Genomic DNA, 26,666 nt, shown 5'->3' with positions numbered 1-26,666 from the left:
GGCAATGAATAAAAGAAAAACGTTTGTTATGAAAGGATTCATCGCAACCCTTCCCTACACACAGTATTTTTCACGTTAGAATAAGCAACCAGTAACAGGATAACAATTTCAGCCACCCTGTCGTTACCACGCTCTAATACATCCCCTGGAAACATCCGGACACAATCACTATACGTCTCCTACGTAATAAATAATCAGTAATAATTCAGAGTGTAAACTACAGCGCCATTTGCTTTCCCAGGGGTTATTACATCACTCGTAGATACATATCTTGCAATCAGAGGTATATCTAGGCTTTGTGCATCTGATGAAGGCCTAAAGACCTTTTCAATACTATTAAAATTATATACTCTATACCCGGTACTAGACGTACTGTCTTTGAGTCCAATTTGAATTCCTACACCTGTTGCACTGTCTGAACCCGGAGTCAACTCTATAATCCCCTGAGTTGGTCTAAAAACAGAAGTCATTGCTTTAAGAGATAACCTGACCGTATTTCTAAATTCAGGCGAGCCCTGTGGGACATTACCAGGGCCTGTACTAATTTCATAACCATCATGCGAGTAATATCCAGGAGAGAACTGACAACCTATCAAACGTAGACTGGCATCCCTCCATGGCGTTGTAAGGAGACCACGTTCACTTGTTAAATCATTCACATCATGGCTTCCTAGATCCACAACCTTATCGGTCACTTCTGTCTGGCAGGTACTTTTTACAATTTGGATTGACCCGTTAAATGTCATTATTGACTCAGACATTGGAAACCCAAGAAAATTAAAATCTGTCGGTGCATTGGGTTGGAGAATAGTTCTTTTTATCTGCGGAAAGTTTATCGCATTAACTAGGCCAGGTGATATAGGCCCCGTTTTTACTAATTGTAGGCGATATGCTGGAGCATTGGACTTCCGCGACCACGCATTCAAAACATCTATTTTGTGTGATAATTCAGCCCCTACGAAAGGTAATCTACTACCAGCAGCAAGATACGTTAATGATACACCAATACCAGGAATATTGGTCTCGTAAATCTCTGCTCCATACGGTTCGGTAATGCCTGGGATTACACTGGTAGGGTTGCTAATAAATTCAAGGCGGCTTGGTATAGAAAATTCGATGCCTTCTGCACTCTGATCAAAAGATATGCACTCCACACCAGCCTGCCCTGAGTTCACGATTGCCTTATAGACCGTCGTTCCGACAGGAAGATCTTCCCCCACAGAAACAACATCGTTAAGAGTAAATACTTGGACTTTTGGTGTCTCGGCATTATCTCCTCTACAAGTAATACTTGCAGCCTGACTGTGTCCCGCCCAGAAAAGGAACAGGACCAGAAGGCTTTTCATTGGTTTGATTCTCATTAACGTTCTCTCCTCTCTGCTTATCTGCATGTAGCGTCCAGCTTGCTGAACGAGGTTGTGTCGCTTTCTCTGGTCCGGTAACTGAACTTGCACTGCTGTCCGGGACCGTCTCCCCACTTCACCGTCAGCGTATCCTCACGGTTCTCTACCCGTACATACGCCTGCCCCATCTGACCTACACTCCCTACCACTGAAGCTGACGAGTCAAGCAGGTCCGCGCCAAACGGCAGTGGGTTACCCTGTACATCGCGCAGGTTGATGAGCAGCGGAATACCTTCCCGCGTACTAAAACTTATCCGACTCACCGCACCAAATAGAGGCACGACCCGATCTGAAGTATTGCTGAATTCCAGACCCTGCGATGTCCCCTTCGGATCTAGGTTTATCTCATTCATCTCATAGGGGTTCAGATACGGGATGGCCGCATGGCCGAAGCCGTCTACCCGGATACCCGGATACCCGCCGACCTTCGCCCCTTTTGCCCCCGGAGCTTCCACAACTGCAAACGTGTCTCCCGTGTATGGGGTAGCCACTACCCCGTTCTGCCAGGCAATCACCGTCCCGCTCGCGCCCAGGCTCAGGTTTTGGTAGCCCTTTCCGGTTCCATAACTGCCAGACAGGTGGCTGTAAGGCGAACGCCAGCCGCTATTCAGCACCACACTGCTGCCCACATTTTTGTTATAGTAGCTCCCGGTCACACCGTAGTTGAACTGGTGATCATCCCCATATGTCCCGGATATGCCCGCCTGTTGACCTACTATGCCGTTACTGTTCCGCGTCATCCCCGCATTGAGCGTCGGTACGTTACCGCTGTCGTAGCTACCCAACGGTACTGACATATTGAACAGCATGTTCGTTTCCATGTGCCCGTTCATGCTACGCACGCGGCTGGCACTGAGGTTGAAGCTCACTCGACCGATATAGTTGCTGTACCCAGCCTGGTACTGCAGATCCGAGTGACTCTTGTTCCAATAGTCCTGGGTATAACCCGTCAGGTACAACTGGCCCATACTGTCTCCTAGCCCCTGGTTAAGAGTGATATTGAACCGGTTCTTCGGACGCCAGATGTTTCTGATGCTCCGGTGCTGTCTTTCCTCATCAATCGCCTGCATCGCCGTGCGATAATCGTAATATCCCGCCGTCGAGAAACGGTAGGCTGCGATGGTCAGGTTACTGTCAGTGTCTGGAATATATTTGCTGTAGCTCAGTTGGTAGCTCTGCCCGCTGGAAGCCCCTACCGAACTTTGCTTCAGATGTGCGCGCGCCTGGGTCACGTCCGCAGCGAAAGCCCCCAGCGGGGTGCTTACTGCGGTGCCCAGCATCAGCGCGTAGTAGTCCGAACCGCTGCCTTGAACGCCACCGTAGCCGGTGAATATATTAGTCAGACCGCGCTGGTAGGTGGCCTGATAAATTGTCGGGTCAAAAGAGACTGACGGGTCATTAAGCTTTCCGACCAGTACATCGTAACGGTGCGCCCCTGGTCGAAGCAGTTGCGTCACCGATGCATAAGGCATCTGGAAACGCTGAACTGAGCCGTCGGCCTCCGTGACTGTAACGTCCAGGTTGCCACCGTAACCACTGGGGTAAAGATCATCGATAACAAAGGCCCCCGGAGAAACCGTGGTCTCATAGATAAGTCGGCCACTCTGATGGACACTGATCCTCGCGTTGGTCCGCGCGATTCCTCGAATATCAGGCGCATAACCGCGCCGAGACTGGGGCTGCATCCGGTCGTCGCTCAGCACTTCAATGCCGCGAAATGACAGGGTGTCAAACAGCTGCCCGCCGGTAGTCGTCTCCCCGAAGCGCACGCGGCCCATGATTGACGTCAGGTCCCGCTGGACATAGTTCTCCAGTGACTGGTAGTCGCTCCCGACGTTCTCCTGCCAACTGTAATTGCCGCTGTGCCGGTACTGCCATGGCCCCAGATTGACACCCCCGTTCAGTCCGACATATGAGGAACTGTAATCCCGCCCGTGAGAGCGGGTGGTGTAGGTGCTGGCATTGTAGCTCATCAGCGCCGCCGGTATTCCAGCATCCCAGAGAGCCGGGCTGACGTATCCTCGCGGGGTGTTGCGCATCATGGCCTGAGGAATGGAGTACTCCAGCTTCTGGTCTGCCGAATCATAGTTCAGCGTGGTCCCGGGTATGAGCGTTACCAGGTCGTAGCAGGGGTCTCCCCTGCGCAAGGCCTGATTCAGGCTGTCAGGCAGGGAGCTATAATTGAGATTGATCTTTTTCAGAACTTCACCGGTGATACAGACGGTCACCTGGTGGTCAGGCTGTTCGGTAAACGTCAGTTTTCCACTGGCGACCAGTTCGTCATTGACCACGATATCTGTGCTCCATGTGCCGGGCAGCATGGTGCTGCCGTGCTCGAAGCGAGATAGATCGACCCGCTGACCGCCGCTGGCATCCAGGAAAATGGGGTCAAAACGAAACGACTCCTGACGCACGCGGTCTTCTGAAGTGTTCTCCACGACACCGGCAAATGCACAGTTCGAAAGAGTAGCCATGACGGATATGTACAATAAAGAATAACAAAAGATGCGGCTCATATTTCACTTTCCTGTTATTAATGGGCTAACCGTTTCAATTTCCATGACGGCTTTCTTTCTGTCTGACTGCCCCCCAGTCGTTGATATACTCATAGCGGATGACTGCACCCTGAGTAAGAGCCGGTAGCCTGCTGTCGGAAAACGAAATCTGGCCCTTTGGGGGGATCATCTTCCCGTCGACAGAGTGGGTTTTACCCTGTGCGCTGACGGTAACCGAAGCGAGGGACACATAGTAGGGAGAGTCATTCCGGGCCTGCAGGGTACCTTTACTGCCTGACCATACGACCTTCTCCGCCGCCTCTGACGCTTTTTCCCGACTCGCCAAGGCAACCGGACGATAAAAGAACTTGATACGCGTGCGCAGGGCAATCTGCAGTCGGTTAGCCTCCTTCTCGTTTACGGCCGGAATTTCCATTACGTTTAGCCAGTAAACGGACTCCCGATCATTCGGAAGAGATCTGGTTCCTGTATAACCGATACGCAATGTCTGGCCTTTTTCTCCGTTGACACGGTTAATTGGCGGAGTCAGCGTGAACGGAACATCAATACGTTCGGGGGTGGCATTTTCATCCCCGTTGTCAATCCAGCTCTGAACGAGAACCGGTTTTTTTCCGTTGTTCTTCAATTTGACGCTGATTTCTTTTTCCGCACTGTTGTAGATTATTCGCGTACCACTGACGGTAACGCTGGCAGTGGCGTGTGCAGAAAACAGTACAGTGAGTGACACCAGCAGCGCCTTAAAATAGGTTTGTCTGTTCAGGGACATCTTCAATTCTCCGGGAAGTCAGGGGACGCACCCCTGACCCGCCTATTATTTGTACTGCAGGTTATAAACAACGCTGCTGACCACCGTACCCGGAGTGGTTTGCGCGTTGGCGTAATACTGAACGGCGTAAGGCAACAACGCGGAGCCATCAGCCTGGATATTGACGTACTCAGTGTTGTTTATCTGGTCGGTATTACCGACGTTGATAGCGGAGTAGTTGCCCGTGGCGTCCAGCAATTCGAGGTCAACGTTAGTTGCGGTGCCGCTGACGTTGAGAAGACGACCAGTGCTCAGGTCAACGGTGGTGCCCGGCTGGAAGAATGCAGCCACTTTGGTGTGTCCGCCATCAGTGCCCACGACGCAGTTGGTCAGGTTCATGTTGAATGACGTGCGACCGGTGGTTTCACCGCTGGCAGTCAGCTGGTTAACGCTCACAGTTGGCAGTACAACAGTGGCGTCCGCACCCTGACCGTTGACGTCAACATCGCAAGTGGAGTCGGTCAGCTCGCCATTAAAGGTGATTGTGCCGGTTGAAGCCGCGTTAACAGAAAACGCGGAGATAGCCAGAGCGGCAATGAGTGAAGTGCTCATCAGTGTTTTTTTCATAGCAATTATCCTTAATTAGTGATTTTCATGATTTCATGTTTTTGACGAAAAGCATCCCGCCACAGTCCATGACGACTGTATTTCTGTATTTCTGTATTTCTGTATTTCTGTATTTCTGTATTTCTGTATTTCTGAATGTAAGACGAGTTACTTCACCGACTTTATAAATTCAGTGTTCGTTGACCTACCCAGAAAAAAATGATTAAACCGTTCATACGATGCGCGTATATATATGGGTTCATAATCTGCGGCATTGACCATATAGCCTCTTCCCTCCACTCGCATAATAAAATCATTATCAGCACCGAGTACGTTTAGCTTTTTTCTCAATTCACTCATTACCTGCCATAAACGTGGGGCGGAGGATTTCAAGCCATAGCCTTCCCATACAGCCCTCATAATAACCTCATCGCGAAGCAAACCTGAATTTCCTTTCTCAAGCAAAAACTCAAGTAACCTAAACATCGTCTGACGAAGATAAATATTTTTCTGATTCATCTTTCTGGAATCAAGTGGAATCAGCACCCTGTTTTTCTGCAAAACCAGCACGCCATTACTGTCATCTCCCAGAAGATATCCAAATTTTCGCATAAATAAGTATCTCCTTCATTCCAGTCTCGCATCCCGTAGAACGGGAGTAGAAGCACTTAATAACCTTTGCAACATATTACTTTCATGTGAAATTTAATATCAAACATATCAATATCATAAATTGAATCAACCACACGCAATCATAATGTTGGTTTTAAATACTAAAAAAACACACACTGGAGAGATTTTTCTCTATAAAATTCATTTTTTTAATCACTCCACCCACTTCAATAGATGCCTACATCAATGAAGTTTTTAATTCTTATTATTCTTTATTTGCAGAATTTTCCTCCATCCCTTCACTATTGCTGTGCCACTGTGCCGCGAGACTTGTTTTTCTGCCCGGCCAGGATTTTCTGTCTGACTGGATGCTACCACCTGTGGCTGTCGCGTACAGACATCAACAGTTCAATTAAGACAGTTAAGTGTTAACTTAAGAATAAAAAAAACCATCCCTTTGAATTTAAACGAAAAAAAATGAATTTTTTATTTGAAGTTGAGATTAATTGAGGTCTTGATGGCATCTATGGCAGCTATGGCAGCTATGGCAGCTATGGCAGCTATGGCAGGGTTGGACTATGATGGAGGCGAGATAAATGTAAAGCAGGCAGGTGTTGTGAATAAAATTTTTGACATAGATGGCAGGCTTGCTTTCCACAGCGGACGGAACGAACTAGTCAGTCAGACCCGCCATGACATCAAGGAAACACTGAACGTGCCGTGCGCCCGCTGTCTTGAGATGCTGTTAAACGCACCAGGTCAAATAATCAGTCAGGCAGAACTGTATAAAGCAGGCTGGGGAGATGGCTGGAAAGAGGTCTCGCCTAATACGCTATACCAGAATATACTACTGGCCCGTAAGGCCCTGCGGACTGTCTCTGAAAGTGCCGATGAATTTATTATTACTGTACCCAGAAAAGGTTTCAGATTTAATGAGAGCATACCGGTAACTGATTGCGAGTCCGACCCTCTGGTTGAAAGTCGGCAGGCGACAGGTATGGAAAAAGAGGATTCCGTCTCAGGCGGACGTCCTGTAGGTCATTTGCTATTCAGGCTCCTCATCCCCGCGGCATGTATCTTCTTTATACTGGCCGCAGCGATATTAGCATTGGGGTTTGACAAGTTTGGCAATACCTTTTATGACGACTTTTCAGATGACTACGTTTATTTTCAGACGCGTTCAGAATGTAATATTTACCTTAATGAAAGAAGAGCCCTGACCTCGTCTGAAACTGAACGCATTCTAAATACATGGCCAACTCTCACATCGGACTGCAGAGTATTCCCACTGAGATACATTACTGCGTCAAACTATAAGCATGGAATATTTTATCTCTCCTGCAACACACAAGATAAGGCACAAAGGATATGCAGATCCGGATATCTCAGAATATTAAAATAACCATATTTATTACTGCACTAGTTTTACTTGTCGTCTCGACCGGTTCAGCCGTGATTATGAAAAAAAAAGCAGACCGTCAAGTTATACATTGTGTGTCTGCATTTGAAAGTTATGTTGATAAGGACAGCCTTCATGCAACAGTCACGCTATACCTTTACCGTGAAAAAGGCAGTGTGCAAATTACCGGAGACTATCTCTCTCCTACCGGAGTTCGTACGCCGGTCAAATCAGTTACCGGTATTATCTACCAGAGGGATGGTCAGGACTATCATGTCCGCTTCACCGGCAATAAAGCCTCTTTCCGGGAGGGGAATATTAATGATAAATTCGGTCATCTGCTCCCCTTTTCAGTCACCAGCGAAAATGTGGATTATGTCTATCAGTTCCGCCAACAGAATGACGGGAGTTATCTGATTATACAAAATGGAATTCCTCTGATGTTGTGTAAAAAAATTCCCCGTAGGTGATTACAGCCTTATCAGCAACATTATCCTGTTTACCCTTCAGGCTCGTCAGTAGGTGATGATTTCAGAATAGGACGAATTTCTCTGGAAGCATTTGGTATGGTATCGGCCGCTCATGAGATGTTCGCTCTAATTGAAATTCGTGCTGCACTTATAAGTATCCCTGCAAAAGGAACCATTCTCCTTTAGAGGTCCTCCGGCATGTAGATTAAGTTAGCCAAAAGCGAACGTCCGCTCCTCGCTCATAGCAGACGTTGAACTATCCAGTAACATGACTGAAATGACACCTGGTGGCTGGTTGAATTTTCAACTATGTGCCGCATTTGCCTGAGAAACCATAGCCACTGGCTCATTTTCTGACGTCGATCCGCTACCACTCAAAGGATTGTTACGGCTTATCCTCTTTTAAAATCCCGAAGATATGCTCTTCAAAGTTTGAAGGCAACTCATCATTTATTTCGTCGAACAGGTAAGCCAACTCGGGAGAGCCCTTTTTATCATGGATATCATTTCCGGGTATAGCTGAAGTTTCAGTGATAGGTAATGCTGTTTTGGATTTCTTCTTCAGGTCTTCTTTTTTGGCTTTTCTGCGTTTCTTCTCGGCTGCATTGATGTAGGTAAAATCGTCAGAACATGTCAGGGTTCGTGCACCTGGAATAACATTATAGATTTGGGCCTGAAGGCGAAAGAAAGCCAGATAATCTTTGCGGTTGTTTTCGAATTTTCTTTCTTCTGATAAAACGAACAAGATCGGGTCTGAAATTTGGCCGACATCGATTACTCGGTCTGGCCTGCGAATAAATAGCCCACTGTCTTCTGGAACATGTGGTCGGGATGCATCCTTAAAGCAATAATATCCAACCTGCTCACCAGATTTGTTTTCTTTCTTACCCGATTGTACCCATTTCCTGTAAATGTCTAATGAGACTAAGCTGTCTATCCGACTGTCTGGATGTTTTTTGAAAAAGAAATTCACCAGATAGAAAGGCTCAAATCTAGCATTTATCAGTATCACTCGCGAATAACCACAGGCGGCTTTATAAAGCGGATCCGCAATTATCCTTTTCCTCATCAAGGTAAAGCGTCGTTCAAGTTCAGCGAGTTGTAGTCTGAAACGAGAGTCATCTTTTTTCCTCCGTATGTTCAGCATCTTCTCACCTTTATCAAGAGGTAAATAAAAACACAGAGTCAACATTTCAACCTGAGGATGCTTTCTTACAACCTTCCGATAGTTCTCGCTGAGATAAGATAATGCCTTCTCTTTATCAGATATCGCTTTTACAAGCGCATCCTTCCACTTTTTCTCTAACTGTTCGCTGTGGATTGGCTGAGAATCACGAAACTTCGTCTTCGGTCTTCTAAACTCTTGCCCATCGCTGGTCGCCTGGTTCAGATAAAGTTTGTCCAGCATATCGAACATCCTGAAGCGAGCTTTGAACTTTTCATCCTTACCAGGCCTTTCATCCTCCTCCAGGCGCTCAAACCCAACAAAGAAATATTGATGGCTGATTTCCCCCCACCTTTGGTTAGGACTCTCATAGGCCAGGTCTTCCCGGCGTAAGTCAAACACTCTAAAGTCATCCTTCAGGCCTGCCATCCCTCGCTCCTCCCAACTCGCTGCAACATCGAAATTGTCACTCGTCCGATCACACAATTCTCACACTTAAACTGTACGAATTCTGACGTTTATCATGTTTGTTTTTTAGTATGAAACCACTCGATTTTAATACAATAAATCGTCGTCTTTTATGATGTATATCGTCGTTTTTTAATTATTAACCTCACTTGTAGATACCATTATCACTGGGTTTGTTGCCCTAAATTCTCTGCAAATCACCTGCTCCGTCTCTTTCTGGCCTATTTGTTACAGCAATATAGCGGAAAGTGGCTTAAATACGGCTCCTTTATGCCGCTGAGTTAGGTCCTGAGGGAGAGCCTTTAAATGGTAAGATTTTTAAAAATCATCTGGTCAAGAGTGGCGAAGGTGCCAACAAGGTTAACGCCATGAGATGAGCAAATGCCCCTGCCTTGAAGTGCATGAATCACGAGGCCGAAATCATTTAATTAAGGAATAAAATGATATTTTATAGAGAAGCACTTTCGTAACCCTCCCCCCCCATGAGCGATGCCCGAGCACGGCAATCAGCATGGTACCGCGATACTTACCGCTCTCCTGCACCCATTTCAAAACTGACGCCTGTGTCCATTCCCATGACGATTACACTCACATGGAGAATCAGACATGAGCTACCACGACACGACCGATATCAATCTTAGCTACGTTCAGCACACAGCCCTGAGCCGAAAGCTACGACGCCATCAGGACCAGTTATTTGAGCGTTATTCCAAGCTGTTGATGCTACGGGTGGACTTCTCTTACCTTCAGGACAGCGATTCGCATAGTGAGGGAGATATTCATTCGACAGTAGCGGATATCACATTACTGATTCAACGCTGCGGGGATATCAACGGGTTGGTGGGTTACGCATGGGTACTGGAACAAACTGAACAGCATGGTTACCACATCCACGCCGCGTTTTACCTCAACGGTCAGAAGCATCGCCAGGTCTGGACCGTCTTTGAAGCACTCAGGGACACCTGGAAGTATGTGACGTGGGGAGAAGGACACACACATCGTTGTGAGCCTAAAGAGCATTATCGCGTGAGAGGAGAATGGGTGACCTCTTATGACGATGCCAGGGGCCGCAGAGGTATGCAGTACATCCTGAGCTACCTCAGCAAGCAGGCACAGAAAACCCTGGGGGTTATCTGCCAGTTGAGTAATATTCCTGCGCCACGGACAGCAGGCAGGCGGCGAAAAGCCAGTTAAAAATTACGCCGGTGCCACATCGTTTGAAGGAGTCTGCGTTCACCGTACCAGGCTCCTTCTCCCATTCACTCAAGGAGAAAAACGATGACCACACCTGCCAGCCTTCTTACCGACAAATTTGTCGATATGGCGTTTATCACACAACTCACCGGCTTAACGGACAAATGGTTCTACAAACTGATTAAAGACGGTGAATTCCCAAAGCCAATTAAGCTGGGCAGAAGCTCCCGCTGGCTTGAAAGCGAAGTGGAAGCCTGGCTACAGGAACGCATTGATCAGTCCCGCCAGTAATCTATCGAACGCAATCACATCTCCCACCTGATTTAACGCCACCAGTCGTATGACCTGCACTGCTGCCCTCCCCGGGACGGCTTAGCTCTGCCTGTCGTATGGCAAAGGACCCATTACTATGACGATTTACGCCAAATCTTTTATCGGCCTTGACGGCAATCAGCGTCTAACGGGCGCAACCACTGCACAGCTTCACCCTTATGACCGCTACACCTGCCACCTCTGCGGCAGCGCTCTGTTATTCCATCCTGAATGGGGTACTAACCGCCCGTGGTTTGAGCATACACGGGAAGACCTGACCGAGAACGGTCGTCACCATTGCCCGTACGTATGCCCTGAGCCGAAAGAAGCACGGCGGATACGCATGCTGCGCCGTTACGTCCCGGATGTCCTCCCGATAGTACGTAAGGCCGAATGGCACTGTTCGGAGTGCGACAGTGATTACCACGGCGAACGGTACTGCCTGAATTGCCGTACCGGTGATTACAGCCGGGCGCACTCCAGTACAGCAGACCAGACTGCGGAGGTGACGGGATGCGCATACTGAAATGCTTTCTGGCAAACAACATATACAACAAGTATGTCACTGCTAAGGAAGCCACTGAAGCCTCCAATACCAACGAGCACTGGACATGCGCCAGCTGTGGCTGCAGGCTAATATTACATAAAGGGGATGAGAAAGAAGGCCCTTGGTTTGAGCATATTCAGCACTCGATATCTCACCATAAACTGATGAAGTGCGCCTGGGTGGACCCAATGGAGAAGGAAGCTGCCCGTATTAAAAAATTGCGGCAGATCACTTATGCGATCGATACCTCGACCAGCCCGCCTACTCGCTGGTTCTGCGTTCTTTGTAGTGAAGATTACGTCGGTAACAAGCATTGTAAAAAATGCCATTCTGGAATTTACAGCGTTGAGCGTACTGCTAACAAAGCGCTCTTGTTACCTGAGTAGACGAGTAAGTTTAGCCTTCTTTTCTCTTACATTCCTTTGTGGACTATCCAGATATGGGTGATTGATAATTCAAACCTGAAGCTCAGTTTTTCATTGGTATTTCGTTCACTATTTTGAAAAACCTCGATATTCCAATGCCAATATCGGCTGTTCATTTCGAAGAATCACATCAGTTCCGACATGCAGCCATGCACATCAGTAAAGTGGTGGGACGGCACCATCTCGCATTTCAAGCCTGCAACCGTGAAATGGTCAACGCTTTTGTTCTCAATCCAGACGGTAACAACATTGATACTGTTTATCATGGCGAGGGAGAACGCAGTGCCCCCTATGTAAAGATTAGCTTTATTTTATGAGTAACCTGAGAGTAATTATTCAGCGTCGACAATTCCCGGTAACGGCTTGTGACCTAGCCGAAATAACCATGCATAACTAATGATTAAATAATATCCGTTTAATGTTGGTTGAGTTTATCAACAGATACTAATAACACAGGACGTGATATTGACCAGAGCCTCACACGAACAGCCAGCCACAGCAGTAATGCTCCGGGCTGGTATCACTGTCATCAGCCAGGTTTCCGTCAGCTTCAGTGACGCACCAAATCTCAAGGCCTGGCGCAAACATGTAAAAGATAATCTGGACGAGGAGGGTATTATGTTTTCTTACGTGATGCTGGGTACTAACGATCTACAGCGTGCTATTAGTTTCTACGATCCGTTGATGGAATTGCTTGGACATCCAAAGGCAGGCAGGAATGAAGAGGGGGCATCCTGGGGCACGTTCAGCGATAACCATACGACCGGGTTATGCATTGGTATGCCTTTTGATCAGCAGCGTGCTGGAACAGGAAATGGCACGATGGTCGCGCTGAATGCCCACTCATTTGAACATATAGCGCAATTGCATGCGCTCGCTCTCAGCCTCGGCGGGACAAATGAAGGCGCGCCGGGACATAGGCCGCATTACGGAGCAGGTTTTCACAGTGCTTATGTACGCGATCCGGACGGGAATAAGCTGGCGTTTGTGTTCTATTCCAATGAGGGGTTAACATCAAACTGACATTTTTCGAGTTGTGTATGAAAGCGGCAACGCATCGGACATAGTCAGAAGTAGCCGTCGGGCGTAGCGTCAGGCGGTAACTCTTATGGTCGCAGAGACCGGCGCAGATGAATCATTTAACAGGAAGTTTTATGCAGATAATATCGTCAAGATGCATCATTCGAACATTTCATTCACACGAAATTGATAGTTTTATGGTGTATCGTAATGATGCTGAGTGGATGAAATATCAGGGATTTAAGGGGCTAACAAAAGAGGACTATGAAGCAGAGTTGCTGGGAGTTCTTACACTTGTTCGCGGTATTCAATTGGCCATTGTCAACAAGCTGACGCAGTGTTTTGATTGCAGATGATGTAGCAGCAGGAAGCCTTATTGTTACGTTTGCTCAGTACAAACTTCAGGCTGAGCGGGGATACGATTTAGTATACCGTTCAGATAACCTATATCCATTTAAAATACTAATTCTAAGACAATGACTCTCTGAAGAAATGACCTCAATAGAAGATTGAATGACGACCTAAAAATAGTCCGCTTCTGCTTCTGGCACGAAGCGGACAACTATGGACGGCTCAAGGTGTGCTATGAGCGAAGAGCAGAATTAACGTCCCAACACCGGGAATCTGGAGCAAAGTTGTTGCGTGCATGTTTGGTTACACCGTTGATTCCGTAATGCTAATAGGTAGCATTTATCTTACTAAAGAGCTCCAGAAATTGATTAAACATGAATTACTTTGCGCCACTACTCGTAATCATTAATCAATCCCTTTTCAAACTCTCCACCATTCTTGCTGAATCTTTTCACCAAGTGATAATCCCCTCCTTCCTCTAGAACCGGCGGCAAATCATTGTCAACAACAATGATCTGAAATAGTCTATTTTCTGCTCGAGCTTTGTTCACCAGCCCAAGGAATTGTTTAAATATATTGTTGTAGAGGACAGGATCTGAAAGGGCTGAGTCATCATCCTTTCTTCCCCTTCGTCCAATATTTTGACCTGGTGTATCTACCATAAGAAAAGTAGGGAGATTTCCGGCGGTAGAGAGTAAATACTCCATTCTAGATACGAATCCTCCGATGGACATGATGGTTCTTACGCCGCCAGAAGTTGTGTTGTAGTAACTTATATCGCGAAAGTGAGGGATGAATTTTTTATTTACATATACGTCATGGACGTTTTGAAGCCCACTATTTGAAATGTATTTTCTAAATATACCGCTCAAGCTAGATACTACATCATCAAGTCCCGTAAGCCCGTCCTCTACCGATTTTATATTGCGTTTTAGCGCAAAAATAACTGAATTTTTATCTTGAATTCCCTTTGATATATCAGAATATTTGTTATTGATAGCCAAGTCTCTTTTAGCTGAAGCGATGCTGACCTTAATCTCGACCTTTGCACGCTCAAGCGCTTCGATAGAGGATAAAAGAGCAGATATGTTCTCTATATTAAATTTATCAAAATCAACAGTTAACGAACTTAGCTTCTTCGATATATCAGTTTCTTGTTCAAGAAGATTTATTTTTTTAGCCCAAATATTTTCTAGTGCTACGAGCACTCCAGCGAGTCTATTCTTAATAGATTTAATCTCTGCCTCTAAGTCGCTATCAGTGAGTTGGGGGGCTGCTAAGCTAATTTCACTAGAGCACAGTGGGCAAGGGAGCGTTGTATCTATAATGTTGCGATTAGATATAGAGACTCTTGTAAGTTTAGATATATTTAGAGACTCTAGATCGCTCTGGTATGTATTCTTTAGTTTAGAAAAATTATTATGTTGTTTCTCAAGTTCTAGACGCTCTGACTTCAAATGAGAAACGCTTGATCTCATTTGCACGATTTCGCGCGCCATCTCAAGAGAAACAGCGCTAGAGAACTCATAGTCTGCCTTTAATTTTTCCGCGTTTTCTTCCAGTTCGCTAAGTGCAAGCTCTTTTGAAGTGATAAGATCATCACTATCGTTCTGAGCTTTAGTGGTGATGTTTACATCACATAAGAATTTTGAGATAGCAGTTTCAGAAGCTTGCAGGAGGTGTAGTGCTTGTGTCTCCATCTGCAACTCTTTATTCAGGGAGGCCAACTTGTCGTCGTGAATATTGTAAACAAACTTCTGAACTTCAATGTTTTTATTAAATACTATAGGATTACCGTAATTCAATAAACTATCAGCGCCAACTTTTGTTTGTTTTAGGTACATTAATTTCATCAAGTCACGGAAACTGAGTCGATCAGAGTTCGCCTCATCACGGTAACGAGACTCTTTGATGCTAACTTTAGGAATCCCTAGAGCATCCAAAATAAAATCAGAAATCCAGCCGTCGGGAAGTGATTTTTGCGAATCGGCAGATAAGAGCATGGGATATGTCGTTAGGATCAATGAATAAGGAACTCGATATGCCTTCACTGGAGCTAATGAGTCTAAAATAGGCCGCTCGAAGGTAATTACATTACCGTTAAGGTCTACCTCTAAGTATGCAGTTCTACCTTTAGCCAAAATCTCACCATACGTGAGGGTATCATTACTTCCTCCTAAGCAGTAATCAATCAGATTCAGAATACTGGATTTACCACAGTCCATGTCCCCCCAAATCAGATTTATACCATTTTCAAATGTTGCCTCATACGAGGTATCCACTCCGTGGATAACAATTTTCTTCACAAAAATGTAAGGGCTATTTTCCGTGTTCATTTGCTAAGAACTCCTTTATAAAGCACACTGAGAGACTTACTCACCAGCGGCTTGAGTAAACCTATGTTAATTTGCCACGTTGGTGGAGGGGTCATTGCTTCGGCAAACTTTTTATTAGTCGATGCGATAAAGAAATCATCTCCTGCGCGTGTAATTTCTAAATAGCCTTCGCTTTCTAACACTAAAACGCTTTTCAAAAATTCTTGATATTCCTGGAATGCACCATAGTCAATATTGCTTGAGTACAGAATTTCTGAGCAAGGAGGTTCATTTGAAAGTCGGTCAAATTTCACGAGAAATTCATGAAATAATTTTGGATTTCTTACCAAAAAATCGAAAAAAGCCGCTTTTTTGATAGATAGAATATTCTTACCTTTTTGGTTGAATCCTAAAATGCTAACGATCAACCAGCACCGATAAAGACGCACAAAAAACTCTTCGCGATAATCAATTATCGAAGACATGATGACCTCTACATTTTTGCCAAGATATCTTGGATTCCAATTTTGTCAGACCAAGTAACTTGAGTATTAAGTTTGTTTGCCAACTGATGCAGTAGTCCCTTCTTGTGCATAAAGTTAATGTAGTTCACGCCACTAACCAGAACCTTAGAGTCTTGCTCCAATAGTAAGTCATGGACTTTAGCAAAGACTTCATTTGCTTCGAGCTTGCTAGAATGCGCGTTGTAGGATTGTTGATATAGAGAAAGAACCTTCGTCTGTAGGTCTTGGAGAGTTATCCGGTCATTTTTATCTGCTGCTTTAGTTATTATCTCTGCGTGAAAAAATGATCCTTTAGCATCATCAATCCCCTTTTCACCTACGTCCGATAAGATCATTTTAATAACAAATATCTCTTTCTCGTATGAGTTTGACTCCGGTTTGTATACTGTTGTCGCTAACTCGGACATTGTAAAATCATAAGCTCGGCTTTTTAAGAAGTTGGCTGCCTGAGCACAAACCATATCATTAACGTCAGATGGCTTACAAATGGATATATGGTCATGATCAACCACAAATTTATCTGATCTTTTTACAGTAAACGGCAAAGCACTAACCTCGTCGACGCATTCGTCATGTAGTGCAATATAGTACTGAGCTTTGGGGAGGCTCTCTTTTGCATCTATCCACGCATTGTTTAGTGTGTCGCTATAAGCATTTAATGGCTGAAGCTCTTTGGCATTAAGATTGAATGAACCCAGCAAATAGCCACCAATGGATCCTTTGTGAGGGACTGCGAGAGATAGATAACCAATTGGCTCCGGTGTGTCTCCTTTTTCATGGTTTAAGATATAGTCTTTAACAATCAACCCCCCCATGCTGTGAGCAATAAATATGACACTATCATAGCTACTTAGGTTGGTCCTAACATAGGTACTTAGCAGTTCACTAATTCGTCTGATAGGTTGGTTTTTCTTGACTTTCCCCGAGCCCAAACCAACCAAACTGAGCAGCCTAACTACCAGTGCAGAATCAACTAAACTGGCAATCTTTGTATAGTAATCAAACTCATAAAAATCATAAGACTGATCGATTTCACGATCAGCCCTTAACAAGTCCGAAAAACTCTCCCCCTTGCTATTCTTCCAAGTACCTGCGCCTCCTGTGAACCCATGTACAAAAACTACGCAACTTTTGTTCATATTTACTCCGTGTCGCCGGGGAATTTCTCTAGGGGTAAATCTAACGATTCAGAAAAAGTGGGTAGATTTATTATATAGTGGAAGTAATAAGCCCCTTTTTCCTCTTTATATAAAGTAACTTACAAGCAATTCCAGCACACTTCAATTGTCAAAATCACAATTTCGGTTTCACAAAGGCTTCCTGTAAGTATGGACTGACCCCATGGCTGTAGACATATCCTGTCCTCACGACGAGGCCTGTTCAAAGGCCTCCGGACTGACGCCGCCGAGATGATTGTGGCGCTGGGCCCGTTGTAGAACACTTTAAAGTAATCGAAGATATCGGCTCGGGCCAGATCCCGAGTTTTATAGATGCGCTTTTTGATCCGCTCTTTTTTCACAGAACTGAAGAACGATTCGGCCACCGCATTATCGTCGGGTATTACAGCGCACTAAGGCCGCATGACTATAACGGAGGGTTACCCACAAACGAATCGGAAAGCCGATACTGGAAAAACTCTAAAGTGGTGGCCAGTTTTAGTTGATCACATCACCAGTTGGTCACCACTGGAAGCCGTTGAATCACAAGACACAGGATCTCCCTCACAGACAACAGGCATACCGTTGATAGTGATCCATGGGCCTGTAGATAACTCCGTGCCTTCATAAGAGGTTTTCCCGTCAGAATGAGAGGTGTAGGCATTGCCCTGGGCGAATACACCGAAGCCGTTGACCGTAACAAAGTCCACGGCTTCAGTTGGCGGGCAGGAAGGGAACTTACCGTACCCAGAGCAACTTGAGGTTTTGACTGCGATTTTTGGCATAAAAATGCCTACAGTTGTTGTACGTGTGGGCAGTTTATGAATCGTTACATTTGAAATGCGGAGAATTTTGATTTTTTGTTGTGATCACTTAAAGACAACTCCTCATTTTTTGTAATGCTTTAGAGGAGGAGGTAAGTTAAAGTATCCTTTTATTCAATTCTCTTACAATGGATTAGTTTAAACAATGGTACTTCACACATATCAAATAAACGAAAATCTTAAACTTACACTGTCCAAAAATGCTCTTGAACATGTCCTCCACGGCGAAGTCACGGATAAGGTGTTTGAAACTGATAATGGGCGTATTGCTAAAAAAGTAATCTCTGGAGGATTACACACCTATTCAGGATGGCAGTCTTATTTAAGTAAAACTCCCGGTCTGAAAAATATTTTACTCTATAATAACAAAACCAATGACGAATGGTACTACGAGCGAGAACTTCAAAATGGAACTATTTTGTTAAAATTACCAGAGTCAGTTTTCACCTCTAAAGCAGCAAAGATGACATTATTTCCTGAGAATAATTATAAATCAGGATTTCTCTGGAAAACACTATTTCCAAAGACAGTTGGTGAGAGCGAGATTCTTGATTTACTGAATGATGCTTTGTTGAACATCAGCAAACATGAAAGCCGTGATGGTGAGTTAATTTGTTATTATAAAATAGACGAACCGTTGAATTGCATGAGGATCGCTGTTCTATATCGAAACGGCGAAATTAATTCATTCTATCCTACATGGTCTCAACCAAATACTGGGAATAATGGTAAACCTTTCTCATTCTTTGATAACATTGGGCATGTTATTTCAGAGTCTTCATTTGTTAATGAATCGGAAATTATTGACGTTACAGATGTGGGACTGTTTTCGAAGTTATCTACCCTTGAGGAAATTCAAGATGTGACGCCTGAATTATTTCTCTCTCGGGGTGCAGTTACCCAGGACATTAAGGAGTGGGACGACAAACGAATTGACTCAATAAATTCATTTGCGGAGAATTATAGCTTCGATGAAATACTTGAGATATATAATTATGTGAACGATGAAGGGATATCTAAGTACCATGACATAGTTTCACAGAATGCGTACTCCCATTTCTTACCAAATATTAAATTATCAGTTGGCTTTTTTAATGCAATAAGTTTCAATCAGAATATAGCTGAAGGGATTATGGCTTTGTTTTTTTACGATCAAAAAAATAAATCAAAGCTATATGCCAATACCGTTTTAAATTTAATCAGTAATATGTTTACATCTCCATTTATGGATATGTGGGCTAAAAAGAGAATTCATTACATAATTGCCAATCTTAATTTAGAGTATCATGATAGAAACTTTCCTGCGGAGTATATTGACTGCCTTTCAACATCGCCAACTCGCAGAGAGTTCTATTCGGAATATTTCTACGATAGTCACAATAAGAAAAAAAACTATAATTCCATTGAGACCTATGAAGAAATCGCTGATCTTTTTGGTTTAATATTAACCCCTCCGCAGTATGAATCAGTAACCTACTCACATTTTTTACATTATTTTTCAGACAATTTAGGTGAATCATATTCTACTAACTTTACTGACGAGGAAAGGACTGTTTTTTTGCTAGAAGCCTACCCTGGTGATTACTATGAAAATTATGTTCAGGATAATCTGAAGTTCTATAATCAAAAAGTTTTCACTCACTCCAGCTTTATTCTGGCAGAATATTTGGAAGTTTTTGCTAAAGAGGGGGTCGCAAAACCAATCAAGCTTCATAGAGTAATATATGAATACTTTAAACTTCAAGTCGCTCAACGCTACAGAATTAACTTAAATTACTCCGATTATTATGAAATACCCGAGGTGGTTACACTCCCTATCGAGAAACATGATGTTTACGCTACTATATTAAAGCATGAAAGAAATTCTAATAGGTTTATGACGGACACGATTATAGAATCTGTTAAGAAATATCTATTAACTGTTGAAGACACTAATTTATCAAAGGTCTTAAAGGATATTGAAAGAGTGGATAGAAAAGAGATTCCGAGATTTCCAATTCCATACCATTTAATTATTGAGATGGTGAAAAGGCCGGAGTCAGTAGATGTTAATTACCTAAAGGCTTTAAGAGTATTAGAGGTAGATGCAACGGTTTAATAAAGTATAACCTTCTGTTAAGAGGCCAAATTATATGGTCTCTTAACCTATATCCATCAAACTCGAATTCCCACGATGTCAGAAATAAACTCACGACCGTTGCCTTCGCTGGAGATAGATCGTAAAGCGTGAAGGGACTTAACTTGAAGCCTTTGCTTTCGTATAGCTCGATGATTGAGGGGGCATTGCTGTTCGTTACGACAATACTGGTGACACGCTGATGGGCTGCAACCAACTCTTCTGCAAGGCGGATCTGCTCCTGGAAGGTGAATGGTTTACGGATGCCCCCATTTATGATGAATGGGGGGCATTGGCACCTGAAACATAACCTTGGTAATTAGAGGGGAATGTGCGTAAGCGGCAATATATAGACAGTTAAACGCAAATGTAACGTTTCAGAAGTAAGCAGAAATGAAAATCAGTACAAAAAAATTACTGGTGTTCAACTCCTCCAAAACGGAGGAGCTAAGCTAAAGAATTCGCGCTACCTACTAATAACTAACTAATTTAACTATAGTCTCAAAAGCTATGATTGATTTTTACTTGCCAATATAATCTGCATACCACTGCATCATCTCCATCCTCCCTTCTAGATACTGAGCATGGTTATAGGTCCCACGAATTGAGTTCTTATCGACGTGAGCCAACTGTAGCTCGATCCAAGCTGAATTAAATCCCTGCTCATGCAAAATAGTACTCATAGTGTGGCGGAATCCATGCCCTGTAACGCGACCTGCATAGCCGATGCGCCTTACCAACACAGTCAAAGCCATATCACTCATCGGTTTCTTTGGGTTATTACGTCCCGGGAACAGCAACGCTCCTGTTCCCGTTATGGGTTTAAGCTGATTAAGCAGGTCAATTGCCTGGCTTGATAACGGAACCAGATGAGGGCGGCGCATTTTCATGCGCTCTGCTGGCACGTTCCAAACCTTCCGCTCAAAATCAAACTCCTGCCACTCCGCTTGCCTCAATTCCCCTGGCCTTACTCCCGTTAAAATGAGCAATTGCATCGCAATCTTTACAAGCACACTACCGGCATAGGTGTTCAGAGTCCGAAGAAACTCAGGCAATTCATCCTGGGTTAAAAAAGCATAGTGCTCTTTCTCATGAGGACTCACGGCGCTGGCTAGATCAGGTGCTGGATTGTACTCGGCCCTGCCAGTCACAACAGCATACTTCCAAACCTCTCCACAGCGCTGGCGAACCTTACGGACCTTCTCAGTTGCCCCTCTTGCTTCTATCTTTGAAAGAACTGCAAGCAACTCCATCGGCTTGATATCTTTGATTGGCCGGTGACCGATATAAGGGAACACATCCTTTTCGAAGGTTCTCAGCATCTCTTCGCGGTAGGAGACAGACCAGCGGTCATAGCGACGCTGATACCACTCCCGCGTGATAGCCTCAAAAGAGTTTTCTGCGTCTTGTTGACGACTAAGTTTTTCAATTTTCCGTTCAAGAGAAGGATCGTTGCCAGCCGCTAATGTCCTTTTAGCATCCTCTCGCTTGCTTCTGGCTTCAGCTAAAGAAACATCGGGGTAAACGCCAATAGCGAGCAGCTTCTCTTTACCTAACGAACGGTATTTGAGACGCCAGTATCTTTTACCGTTGGGATTAACCAGCAGGTAAAGCCCACCACCATCGGCCAGTTTGTAGGGCTTCTCTTTGGGTTTCGCAGTTTCAACCTGACGAGCAGTCAGCTTCATTGGGGGTACCTCTCAGCAGGGGGTACAATTATACCCCCATCCATACCCCCACATTGAGCTTGACCCTGGGGGAGTACAATTGAGTTCAATAGACTAATAGAATGCTATAACTGCTGATTTATCAAGGGAAAATTGAGTTTGGTAGACTTCAGGAGAGTTGAGTTTGGAGCGGGCGAAGGGAATCGAACCCTCGTATAGAGCTTGGGAAGCTCTCGTTCTACCATTGAACTACGCCCGCGAAGAGGTGCGAGAAGCATTATAGCCCTTACGCACCCTGTGACAAGCCTGCCGGATGCTGACTGGCGATAAAATAACCTTTTAGCACTTAGGTTTACTTCCCTGCGGCGGCAGGTAGCGCAGCGGATCGATGGCCGTCGCCCGGTAGCGGATCTGGAAATGCAGCCGCACTGAGTCGGCATCCGTACTGCCCATGGTGGCAATTTGCTGGCCGGCCTTCACGCTCTGGCCATTATTCACCATTAGTTTATCGTTGTGGGCATAGGCGGTGATGTAATCCTCGCTGTGCTTAATCATGATCAGATTGCCATAGCCGCGCAGCTGATTGCCGACGTAGACTACCTTGCCCGCCCCGGCGGCATACACCGGCTGGCCGCGGGTTCCGGCGATATCAATGCCTTTATTGCCGCCATCGGCGGTGGAATAAGGCAGGACCACTTTGCCGCTGGTCGGCCAGCGCCAGCAGCGCTGTCCCACCGGCGGCCAGGAGGACTGAGGTACTGCGGACGAAGGCGTGACCGCCGCGGTGCGCGTAGAGGAAGATTTTTTCTTCGTTGTCTTCGTTGAACTGCTGCCGTTAAGCTTCAGCTTCTGCCCCACCTCAATGGTGTAAGGCGGGGAGATGTTATTCAGGCGGGCCAGATCGCGAACGCTGGTGCCGGTGGTGCGGGAGATGCCATACAGGGTATCGCCGCGTTTAACGGTGTAGGTCGTACCGGAATCGGAGGTGCTGGAGCAGCCAGCCAGCGCCAGGCTTACCACCAGCATCAGTGTCATATAAACGCGTTTCATCATCAGGCATCCTGCACTTAACACAACCACTTACCTCGCAATCAGGGCGAATATCATACCAGTCCGCGGCGCAGGGCGTCATCCCTGATGGCGAAACCAATATCCCCTGGCCATCGGGTACGGCCCGCGACGAACAGTGATTGCTGTTGGTGCCGCACGTCATGGTGGTCTTCCCCAACATGCGGGTGGCCGCTCACAGAGCCGCCTCCAGGGCTTGTTTTGGTAATGCCTTTCTGCCATTTATGGGCTAACCTAGTGGCCTGAGTACATGACCCGGCGGGTTTGTGCCGGGTCTTTATTTATTTTCAGGAGTCGTCATGGCCGGGGAACACGTCATTTTACTGGATGAGCAGGATCAGCCTGCCGGTATGCTGGAGAAGTATGCCGCCCATACGCTTGATACCCCTTTACATCTCGCGTTTTCCTGCTGGCTGTTTAACCAGCAGGGTCAGTTGCTGGTCACTCGTCGTTCGTTGGGCAAAAAAGCCTGGCCCGGGGTATGGACCAACTCGGTCTGCGGACACCCCCAGCAGGGCGAGACCTTCGAGCAGGCCGTCACGCGCCGCTGCCGCTTCGAACTCGGCGTGGAGATCGCCGACATCGCGCCGGTTCACCCGGCCTTCCGCTACCGGGCGGTCGCCCCAAACGGTATCGTTGAGAACGAAGTATGTCCGGTGTATGCCGCGCGCGTGGTGAGCGAAGTACAGCCTAATGACGATGAAGTCATGGATTATCAGTGGGTTGACCTGGCAACGATGTTAAGCGCGCTGGCCGCCACGCCCTGGGCGTTTAGCCCGTGGATGGTGCTGGAAGCGGAAAATCGGGACGCCCGCCAGGCGCTGACCGACTTTGTTGCGCGTCTGCGCGGGTAAGCTGACTCGTCTCGCTGCCGCCACCACCCGGCGTAAAAAGCGGCGCCATAACGGTCATCGTTGCCTGGCGGCGCTACGCTGGCACAGGCCTACGGTTCTGCGCTGTTGCGTAGCCCGGATAAGGCGTTTACGCCGCCATCCGGGAGCCCCCGGCCTGCGCTGAGTCGGGTTACGCCAGCCTTCAGACCTCACGTCAGACATAAAAAAACCCGGCAAGCCGGGTTTTTTGCAATGCACAAGACGCGATTATTTCTGCGGACGCATTGCCGGGAAGAGGATCACGTCGCGGATGGTGTGGCTGTTAGTGAACAGCATCACCATGCGGTCGATACCAATACCCAGACCGGCGGTCGGCGGCAGGCCGTGCTCCAGCGCGGTCACGTAGTCTTCATCGTAGAACATTGCTTCGTCGTCGCCTGCGGCTTTCGCATCAACCTGATCCTGGAAGCGCTGCGCCTGGTCTTCGGCGTCGTTCAGTTCGCTAAAGCCGTTACCGATCTCACGGCCGCCAATGAAGAATTCAAAGCGGTCGGTGATTTCCGGGTTGACGTCGTTACGGCGCGCCAGCGGAGAAACTTCCGCCGGGTATTCGGTGATGAAGGTTGGCTGGATCAGGTGCGCTTCCGCCACTTCTTCGAAGATCTCGGTCACGATACGGCCCAGACCCCAGCTCTTCTCCACTTTGATGCCGATAGACTCAGCGATCGCTTTCGCGGAATCGAAGTTATCCAGATCCGCCATCTCGGTTTCCGGACGGTATTTCTTGATCGCTTCGCGCATGGTCAGTTTTTCAAACGGCTTGCCGAAGTCGAACACCTGGTCGCCGTAAGGCACTTCAGTGTTGCCGAGGATGTCCTGCGCCAGGGTGCGGAACAGGGATTCGGTCAGCTCAATCAGATCTTTGTAATCCGCATAAGCCATGTAGAGTTCCATCATGGTGAACTCTGGGTTATGACGAACGGAGATCCCTTCGTTACGGAAGTTACGGTTGATCTCGAAGACGCGTTCGAAGCCGCCCACCACCAGACGCTTGAGGTACAGTTCCGGCGCGATACGCAGGTACATGTCCAGATCCAGCGCGTTATGATGGGTGATGAACGGACGCGCGGAAGCGCCGCCCGGGATCACCTGCATCATCGGGGTTTCCACTTCCATAAAGCCGCGGCCAACCATGAACTGACGGATGCCCGCCAGGATCTGCGAACGCACTTTGAAGGTCTTGCGCGATTCATCGTTGGAGATCAGGTCGAGGTAACGCTGACGATAGCGCGCTTCCTGATCCTGCAGGCCATGGAACTTGTCCGGTAACGGGCGCAGGGCTTTGGTCAGCAGACGCAGCTCGGTGCAGTGGATAGACAACTCACCGGTTTTGGTCTTGAACAGCTTACCGCGGGCGGCAATGATGTCGCCGAGGTCCCATTTTTTGAACTGGTCGTTGTAAACGCCTTCCGCCAGATCGTCACGCGCCACGTACAGCTGGATGCGGCCGCCAACGTCCTGCAGGGTGACGAAGGACGCTTTACCCATGATACGACGGGTCATCATGCGGCCAGCCACGGCCACTTCAACGTTCAGCGCTTCCAGCTCTTCGTTTTCTTTGCCATCGAAGTCAGCGTGCAGTTGGTCAGAGGTATGGTCACGACGGAAATCGTTCGGGAAAGCGACGCCCTGCTCACGCAGCGCAGCCAGCTTCTCGCGACGGGTTTTCAGTTCATTATTAAGGTCAATTGCCGCGTCAGCGCCCTGTGCTTGTTGTTCAGACATGTTGGTTCCTCATAACCCTGCTTTCAAACTTGCTTCGATAAATTGGTCCAGGCTGCCGTCGAGCACCGCCTGAGTGTTGCGGGTTTCCACCCCGGTACGCAGATCTTTAATACGCGAGTCATCCAACACGTAAGAGCGGATCTGGCTGCCCCAGCCGATATCGGACTTGTTGTCTTCCATCGCCTGCTTCTCGGCATTTTTCTTCTGCATCTCCAGCTCATAAAGCTTCGCTTTCATCTGCTTCATGGCCTGGTCTTTGTTTTTGTGCTGCGAACGGTCGTTCTGGCACTGCGTTACCAACCCGGTCGGGATGTGGGTAATACGCACCGCGGATTCTGTACGGTTAACGTGCTGCCCACCGGCGCCGGAGGCGCGGTATACGTCAATGCGCAGGTCAGCCGGGTTAATTTCGATATCGATATCGTCTTCGACTTCCGGGTAAACGAACGCGGAGCTGAAGGAGGTATGACGGCGGCCGCCGGAATCGAACGGGCTCTTACGCACCAGACGATGAACGCCGGTTTCGGTACGCAGCCAGCCGTAGGCGTAATCACCAATGATCTTGATGGTCACGGATTTAATCCCTGCGACTTCACCTTCGGATTCTTCGATGATTTCGGTCTTAAAGCCGCGCGCTTCCGCCCAGCGCAGGTACATGCGCATCAGCATGCTGGCCCAGTCCTGGGCTTCGGTGCCGCCGGAACCGGCCTGAATATCAAGGTAGCAATCGGCGCTGTCGTATTCGCCGGAGAACATGCGGCGGAACTCAAGCTGCGCCAGCTTCTCTTCCAGCGTATCCAGCTCGGCGACGGCTTCGTTGAAGGTCTCTTCGTCGTCCGCTTCCACGGCCAGATCCAGCAGGCCGGCAACGTCTTCCAGCCCATGGGACATCTGATCCAGGGTATCTACGATGGCTTCCAGGGAAGAACGCTCTTTACCCAGCGCCTGAGCGCGTTCAGGTTCGTTCCAGACGTCCGGCTGTTCCAGCTCGGCGTTTACTTCTTCGAGACGCTCTTTCTTGGCATCGTAGTCAAAGATACCCCCTAAGAACGTCGGAGCGCTCCGTGAGGTCCTGAATGCGGTTTTTTACCGGATTTATTTCAAACATGGTCGGTTTCTTTTAATGGATTTGTCAAAATGCGGT

Annotated in this window: 22 protein-coding genes, 1 tRNA gene and 2 pseudogenes; 10 read left to right on the top strand and 15 right to left on the bottom strand. The window is 46.9% G+C overall.

Annotated features, from left to right (window positions below):
• Positions 1 to 194 precede the first annotated feature (194 nt).
• The 5 genes from ABLU73_RS01920 to ABLU73_RS01900 form a co-directional block, all read right to left on the bottom strand.
• The gene (locus ABLU73_RS01920) at positions 195 to 1,361 is read right to left on the bottom strand and encodes a fimbrial protein (protein ID WP_348850041.1); all 1,167 of its coding nucleotides are present in this window, start codon (positions 1,359 to 1,361) and stop codon (positions 195 to 197) included.
• Between the two features lie 20 nt (positions 1,362 to 1,381).
• Positions 1,382 to 3,919: a fimbria/pilus outer membrane usher protein gene (locus ABLU73_RS01915; protein ID WP_348850040.1), complete on the bottom strand. Its 2,538-nt coding sequence runs from the start codon at positions 3,917 to 3,919 to the stop codon at positions 1,382 to 1,384.
• 34 nt (positions 3,920 to 3,953) lie between these two features.
• Positions 3,954 to 4,685, bottom strand: a complete 732-nt coding sequence (locus ABLU73_RS01910) for a fimbria/pilus periplasmic chaperone (RefSeq protein ID WP_348850038.1) — start codon at positions 4,683 to 4,685, stop codon at positions 3,954 to 3,956.
• 45 nt (positions 4,686 to 4,730) lie between these two features.
• Positions 4,731 to 5,291, bottom strand: a complete 561-nt coding sequence (locus ABLU73_RS01905; protein ID WP_348850036.1) for a fimbrial protein — start codon at positions 5,289 to 5,291, stop codon at positions 4,731 to 4,733.
• 147 nt (positions 5,292 to 5,438) lie between these two features.
• On the bottom strand, positions 5,439 to 5,882 hold the full coding sequence (locus ABLU73_RS01900; RefSeq protein WP_348850035.1) for a helix-turn-helix domain-containing protein: 444 nt from the start codon (positions 5,880 to 5,882) through the stop codon (positions 5,439 to 5,441).
• A gap of 517 nt (positions 5,883 to 6,399) precedes the next feature.
• On the opposite strand from ABLU73_RS01900, the gene ABLU73_RS01895 reads away from it, so the two are divergent.
• Positions 6,400 to 7,284 carry a winged helix-turn-helix domain-containing protein gene (locus tag ABLU73_RS01895; RefSeq protein ID WP_348850034.1) on the top strand — a complete coding sequence of 295 codons (885 nt, stop codon included), beginning with the start codon at positions 6,400 to 6,402 and terminating at the stop codon, positions 7,282 to 7,284.
• 56 nt (positions 7,285 to 7,340) lie between these two features.
• A complete protein-coding gene (locus ABLU73_RS01890; protein WP_348850033.1) occupies positions 7,341 to 7,751 on the top strand; it encodes a hypothetical protein in 411 nt (136 codons plus the stop codon).
• A gap of 385 nt (positions 7,752 to 8,136) precedes the next feature.
• Here the strand turns inward: ABLU73_RS01890 and ABLU73_RS01885 are convergent, their stop codons facing one another.
• Positions 8,137 to 9,345 (bottom strand): hypothetical protein, encoded by a 1,209-nt coding sequence (locus ABLU73_RS01885; protein ID WP_348850032.1) that lies wholly within the window; start codon positions 9,343 to 9,345, stop codon positions 8,137 to 8,139.
• A gap of 645 nt (positions 9,346 to 9,990) precedes the next feature.
• Here ABLU73_RS01885 and ABLU73_RS01880 point away from each other — a divergent pair.
• The 6 genes and pseudogenes from ABLU73_RS01880 to ABLU73_RS01855 all read left to right on the top strand — a co-directional run bounded on the left by ABLU73_RS01880 (position 9,991) and on the right by ABLU73_RS01855 (position 12,885).
• Positions 9,991 to 10,578 carry a hypothetical protein gene (locus tag ABLU73_RS01880; RefSeq protein ID WP_348850031.1) on the top strand — a complete coding sequence of 196 codons (588 nt, stop codon included), beginning with the start codon at positions 9,991 to 9,993 and terminating at the stop codon, positions 10,576 to 10,578.
• 84 nt (positions 10,579 to 10,662) lie between these two features.
• Complete coding sequence (locus tag ABLU73_RS01875; protein ID WP_348850030.1) at positions 10,663 to 10,869, top strand: AlpA family transcriptional regulator; 207 nt, start codon at positions 10,663 to 10,665, stop codon at positions 10,867 to 10,869.
• A gap of 118 nt (positions 10,870 to 10,987) precedes the next feature.
• Positions 10,988 to 11,416, top strand: coding sequence for a putative zinc ribbon protein (locus tag ABLU73_RS01870; RefSeq protein ID WP_100051019.1), 429 nt, complete (start codon positions 10,988 to 10,990; stop codon positions 11,414 to 11,416).
• Complete coding sequence (locus ABLU73_RS01865; protein WP_348850029.1) at positions 11,404 to 11,823, top strand: putative zinc ribbon protein; 420 nt, start codon at positions 11,404 to 11,406, stop codon at positions 11,821 to 11,823. Before ABLU73_RS01870 ends, ABLU73_RS01865 begins: the two co-directional genes overlap by 13 nt.
• 200 nt (positions 11,824 to 12,023) lie before the next feature.
• Positions 12,024 to 12,179: pseudogene (locus ABLU73_RS01860) on the top strand (VOC family protein); the annotation flags it as partial.
• 301 nt (positions 12,180 to 12,480) lie between these two features.
• Positions 12,481 to 12,885, top strand: a complete 405-nt coding sequence (locus ABLU73_RS01855) for a VOC family protein (RefSeq protein WP_059312528.1) — start codon at positions 12,481 to 12,483, stop codon at positions 12,883 to 12,885.
• A 740-nt stretch (positions 12,886 to 13,625) separates the two neighbouring features.
• On the opposite strand, the gene ABLU73_RS01850 is transcribed toward ABLU73_RS01855, so the two are convergent.
• The 4 genes and pseudogenes from ABLU73_RS01850 to ABLU73_RS01835 all read right to left on the bottom strand — a co-directional run.
• Entirely contained in the window at positions 13,626 to 15,569 is a 1,944-nt protein-coding gene (locus tag ABLU73_RS01850; protein WP_001546986.1) for an AAA family ATPase, read from the bottom strand.
• Entirely contained in the window at positions 15,566 to 16,033 is a 468-nt protein-coding gene (locus ABLU73_RS01845) for a hypothetical protein (RefSeq protein ID WP_001546987.1), read from the bottom strand. The genes ABLU73_RS01850 and ABLU73_RS01845 overlap by 4 nt, the downstream gene beginning before the upstream one ends.
• An 8-nt stretch (positions 16,034 to 16,041) precedes the next feature.
• A complete protein-coding gene (locus ABLU73_RS01840) occupies positions 16,042 to 17,211 on the bottom strand; it encodes an ABC-three component system protein (RefSeq protein WP_348850028.1) in 1,170 nt (389 codons plus the stop codon).
• A gap of 225 nt (positions 17,212 to 17,436) precedes the next feature.
• Positions 17,437 to 17,624: pseudogene (locus ABLU73_RS01835) on the bottom strand (IS3 family transposase); the annotation flags it as partial.
• A gap of 574 nt (positions 17,625 to 18,198) precedes the next feature.
• Between ABLU73_RS01835 and ABLU73_RS01830 the strand changes: the two are divergent.
• A complete protein-coding gene (locus tag ABLU73_RS01830) occupies positions 18,199 to 20,151 on the top strand; it encodes a hypothetical protein (protein WP_094917375.1) in 1,953 nt (650 codons plus the stop codon).
• Positions 20,152 to 20,690: 539 nt separating this feature from the next.
• Here ABLU73_RS01830 and ABLU73_RS01825 read toward each other — a convergent pair.
• The 3 genes from ABLU73_RS01825 to actS form a co-directional block, all read right to left on the bottom strand.
• Positions 20,691 to 21,857: an integrase arm-type DNA-binding domain-containing protein gene (locus ABLU73_RS01825; RefSeq protein WP_001546991.1), complete on the bottom strand. Its 1,167-nt coding sequence runs from the start codon at positions 21,855 to 21,857 to the stop codon at positions 20,691 to 20,693.
• A gap of 164 nt (positions 21,858 to 22,021) precedes the next feature.
• Positions 22,022 to 22,095 (bottom strand) — tRNA-Gly (locus ABLU73_RS01820).
• Between the two features lie 80 nt (positions 22,096 to 22,175).
• Entirely contained in the window at positions 22,176 to 22,889 is a 714-nt protein-coding gene (actS, locus tag ABLU73_RS01815) for an amidase activator ActS (protein ID WP_017899801.1), read from the bottom strand.
• A 314-nt stretch (positions 22,890 to 23,203) separates the two neighbouring features.
• On the opposite strand from actS, the gene idi reads away from it, so the two are divergent.
• Positions 23,204 to 23,758: an isopentenyl-diphosphate Delta-isomerase gene (idi, locus tag ABLU73_RS01810; RefSeq protein ID WP_004205328.1), complete on the top strand. Its 555-nt coding sequence runs from the start codon at positions 23,204 to 23,206 to the stop codon at positions 23,756 to 23,758.
• 246 nt (positions 23,759 to 24,004) lie between these two features.
• On the opposite strand, the gene lysS is transcribed toward idi, so the two are convergent.
• Both lysS and prfB read right to left on the bottom strand, forming a co-directional pair.
• On the bottom strand, positions 24,005 to 25,522 hold the full coding sequence (lysS, locus tag ABLU73_RS01805) for a lysine--tRNA ligase (protein WP_002916299.1): 1,518 nt from the start codon (positions 25,520 to 25,522) through the stop codon (positions 24,005 to 24,007).
• Between the two features lie 9 nt (positions 25,523 to 25,531).
• Positions 25,532 to 26,630, bottom strand: a protein-coding gene (gene prfB, locus ABLU73_RS01800) for a peptide chain release factor 2 (protein ID WP_264923600.1) whose coding sequence is annotated in 2 segments (ribosomal slippage) — positions 25,532 to 26,554 and positions 26,556 to 26,630 — 1,098 coding nt in all. Because the reading frame shifts where the segments join, the coding sequence is not laid out codon by codon here.
• Between the last annotated feature and the right edge of the window lie 36 nt (positions 26,631 to 26,666).

The sequence above is a fragment of the Klebsiella sp. GG_Kp175 genome, from assembly GCF_040062325.1.
GTDB classification, from domain to species: domain Bacteria; phylum Pseudomonadota; class Gammaproteobacteria; order Enterobacterales; family Enterobacteriaceae; genus Klebsiella; species Klebsiella quasipneumoniae.
Note: the sequence above shows the minus strand (reverse complement) of the source record. Positions and strands in the feature narration are given on the sequence as shown.

What these genes read in the sequence shown, in the direction of transcription:
- ABLU73_RS01920 (WP_348850041.1), bottom strand. Translation starts at nt 1,361, where the DNA reads ATGAGAATCAAACCAATGAAAAGCCTTCTGGTCCTGTTCCTTTTCTGG.
- ABLU73_RS01915 (WP_348850040.1), bottom strand. Translation starts at nt 3,919, where the DNA reads ATGAGCCGCATCTTTTGTTATTCTTTATTGTACATATCCGTCATGGCT.
- ABLU73_RS01910 (WP_348850038.1), bottom strand. Translation starts at nt 4,685, where the DNA reads ATGTCCCTGAACAGACAAACCTATTTTAAGGCGCTGCTGGTGTCACTC.
- ABLU73_RS01905 (WP_348850036.1), bottom strand. Translation starts at nt 5,291, where the DNA reads ATGAAAAAAACACTGATGAGCACTTCACTCATTGCCGCTCTGGCTATC.
- ABLU73_RS01900 (WP_348850035.1), bottom strand. Translation starts at nt 5,882, where the DNA reads ATGCGAAAATTTGGATATCTTCTGGGAGATGACAGTAATGGCGTGCTG.
- ABLU73_RS01895 (WP_348850034.1), top strand. Translation starts at nt 6,400, where the DNA reads ATGGCATCTATGGCAGCTATGGCAGCTATGGCAGCTATGGCAGCTATG.
- ABLU73_RS01890 (WP_348850033.1), top strand. Translation starts at nt 7,341, where the DNA reads ATGAAAAAAAAAGCAGACCGTCAAGTTATACATTGTGTGTCTGCATTT.
- ABLU73_RS01885 (WP_348850032.1), bottom strand. Translation starts at nt 9,345, where the DNA reads ATGGCAGGCCTGAAGGATGACTTTAGAGTGTTTGACTTACGCCGGGAA.
- ABLU73_RS01880 (WP_348850031.1), top strand. Translation starts at nt 9,991, where the DNA reads ATGAGCTACCACGACACGACCGATATCAATCTTAGCTACGTTCAGCAC.
- ABLU73_RS01875 (WP_348850030.1), top strand. Translation starts at nt 10,663, where the DNA reads ATGACCACACCTGCCAGCCTTCTTACCGACAAATTTGTCGATATGGCG.
- ABLU73_RS01870 (WP_100051019.1), top strand. Translation starts at nt 10,988, where the DNA reads ATGACGATTTACGCCAAATCTTTTATCGGCCTTGACGGCAATCAGCGT.
- ABLU73_RS01865 (WP_348850029.1), top strand. Translation starts at nt 11,404, where the DNA reads ATGCGCATACTGAAATGCTTTCTGGCAAACAACATATACAACAAGTAT.
- ABLU73_RS01855 (WP_059312528.1), top strand. Translation starts at nt 12,481, where the DNA reads ATGTTTTCTTACGTGATGCTGGGTACTAACGATCTACAGCGTGCTATT.
- ABLU73_RS01850 (WP_001546986.1), bottom strand. Translation starts at nt 15,569, where the DNA reads ATGAACACGGAAAATAGCCCTTACATTTTTGTGAAGAAAATTGTTATC.
- ABLU73_RS01845 (WP_001546987.1), bottom strand. Translation starts at nt 16,033, where the DNA reads ATGTCTTCGATAATTGATTATCGCGAAGAGTTTTTTGTGCGTCTTTAT.
- ABLU73_RS01840 (WP_348850028.1), bottom strand. Translation starts at nt 17,211, where the DNA reads ATGAACAAAAGTTGCGTAGTTTTTGTACATGGGTTCACAGGAGGCGCA.
- ABLU73_RS01830 (WP_094917375.1), top strand. Translation starts at nt 18,199, where the DNA reads ATGGTACTTCACACATATCAAATAAACGAAAATCTTAAACTTACACTG.
- ABLU73_RS01825 (WP_001546991.1), bottom strand. Translation starts at nt 21,857, where the DNA reads ATGAAGCTGACTGCTCGTCAGGTTGAAACTGCGAAACCCAAAGAGAAG.
- actS (WP_017899801.1), bottom strand. Translation starts at nt 22,889, where the DNA reads ATGATGAAACGCGTTTATATGACACTGATGCTGGTGGTAAGCCTGGCG.
- idi (WP_004205328.1), top strand. Translation starts at nt 23,204, where the DNA reads ATGGCCGGGGAACACGTCATTTTACTGGATGAGCAGGATCAGCCTGCC.
- lysS (WP_002916299.1), bottom strand. Translation starts at nt 25,522, where the DNA reads ATGTCTGAACAACAAGCACAGGGCGCTGACGCGGCAATTGACCTTAAT.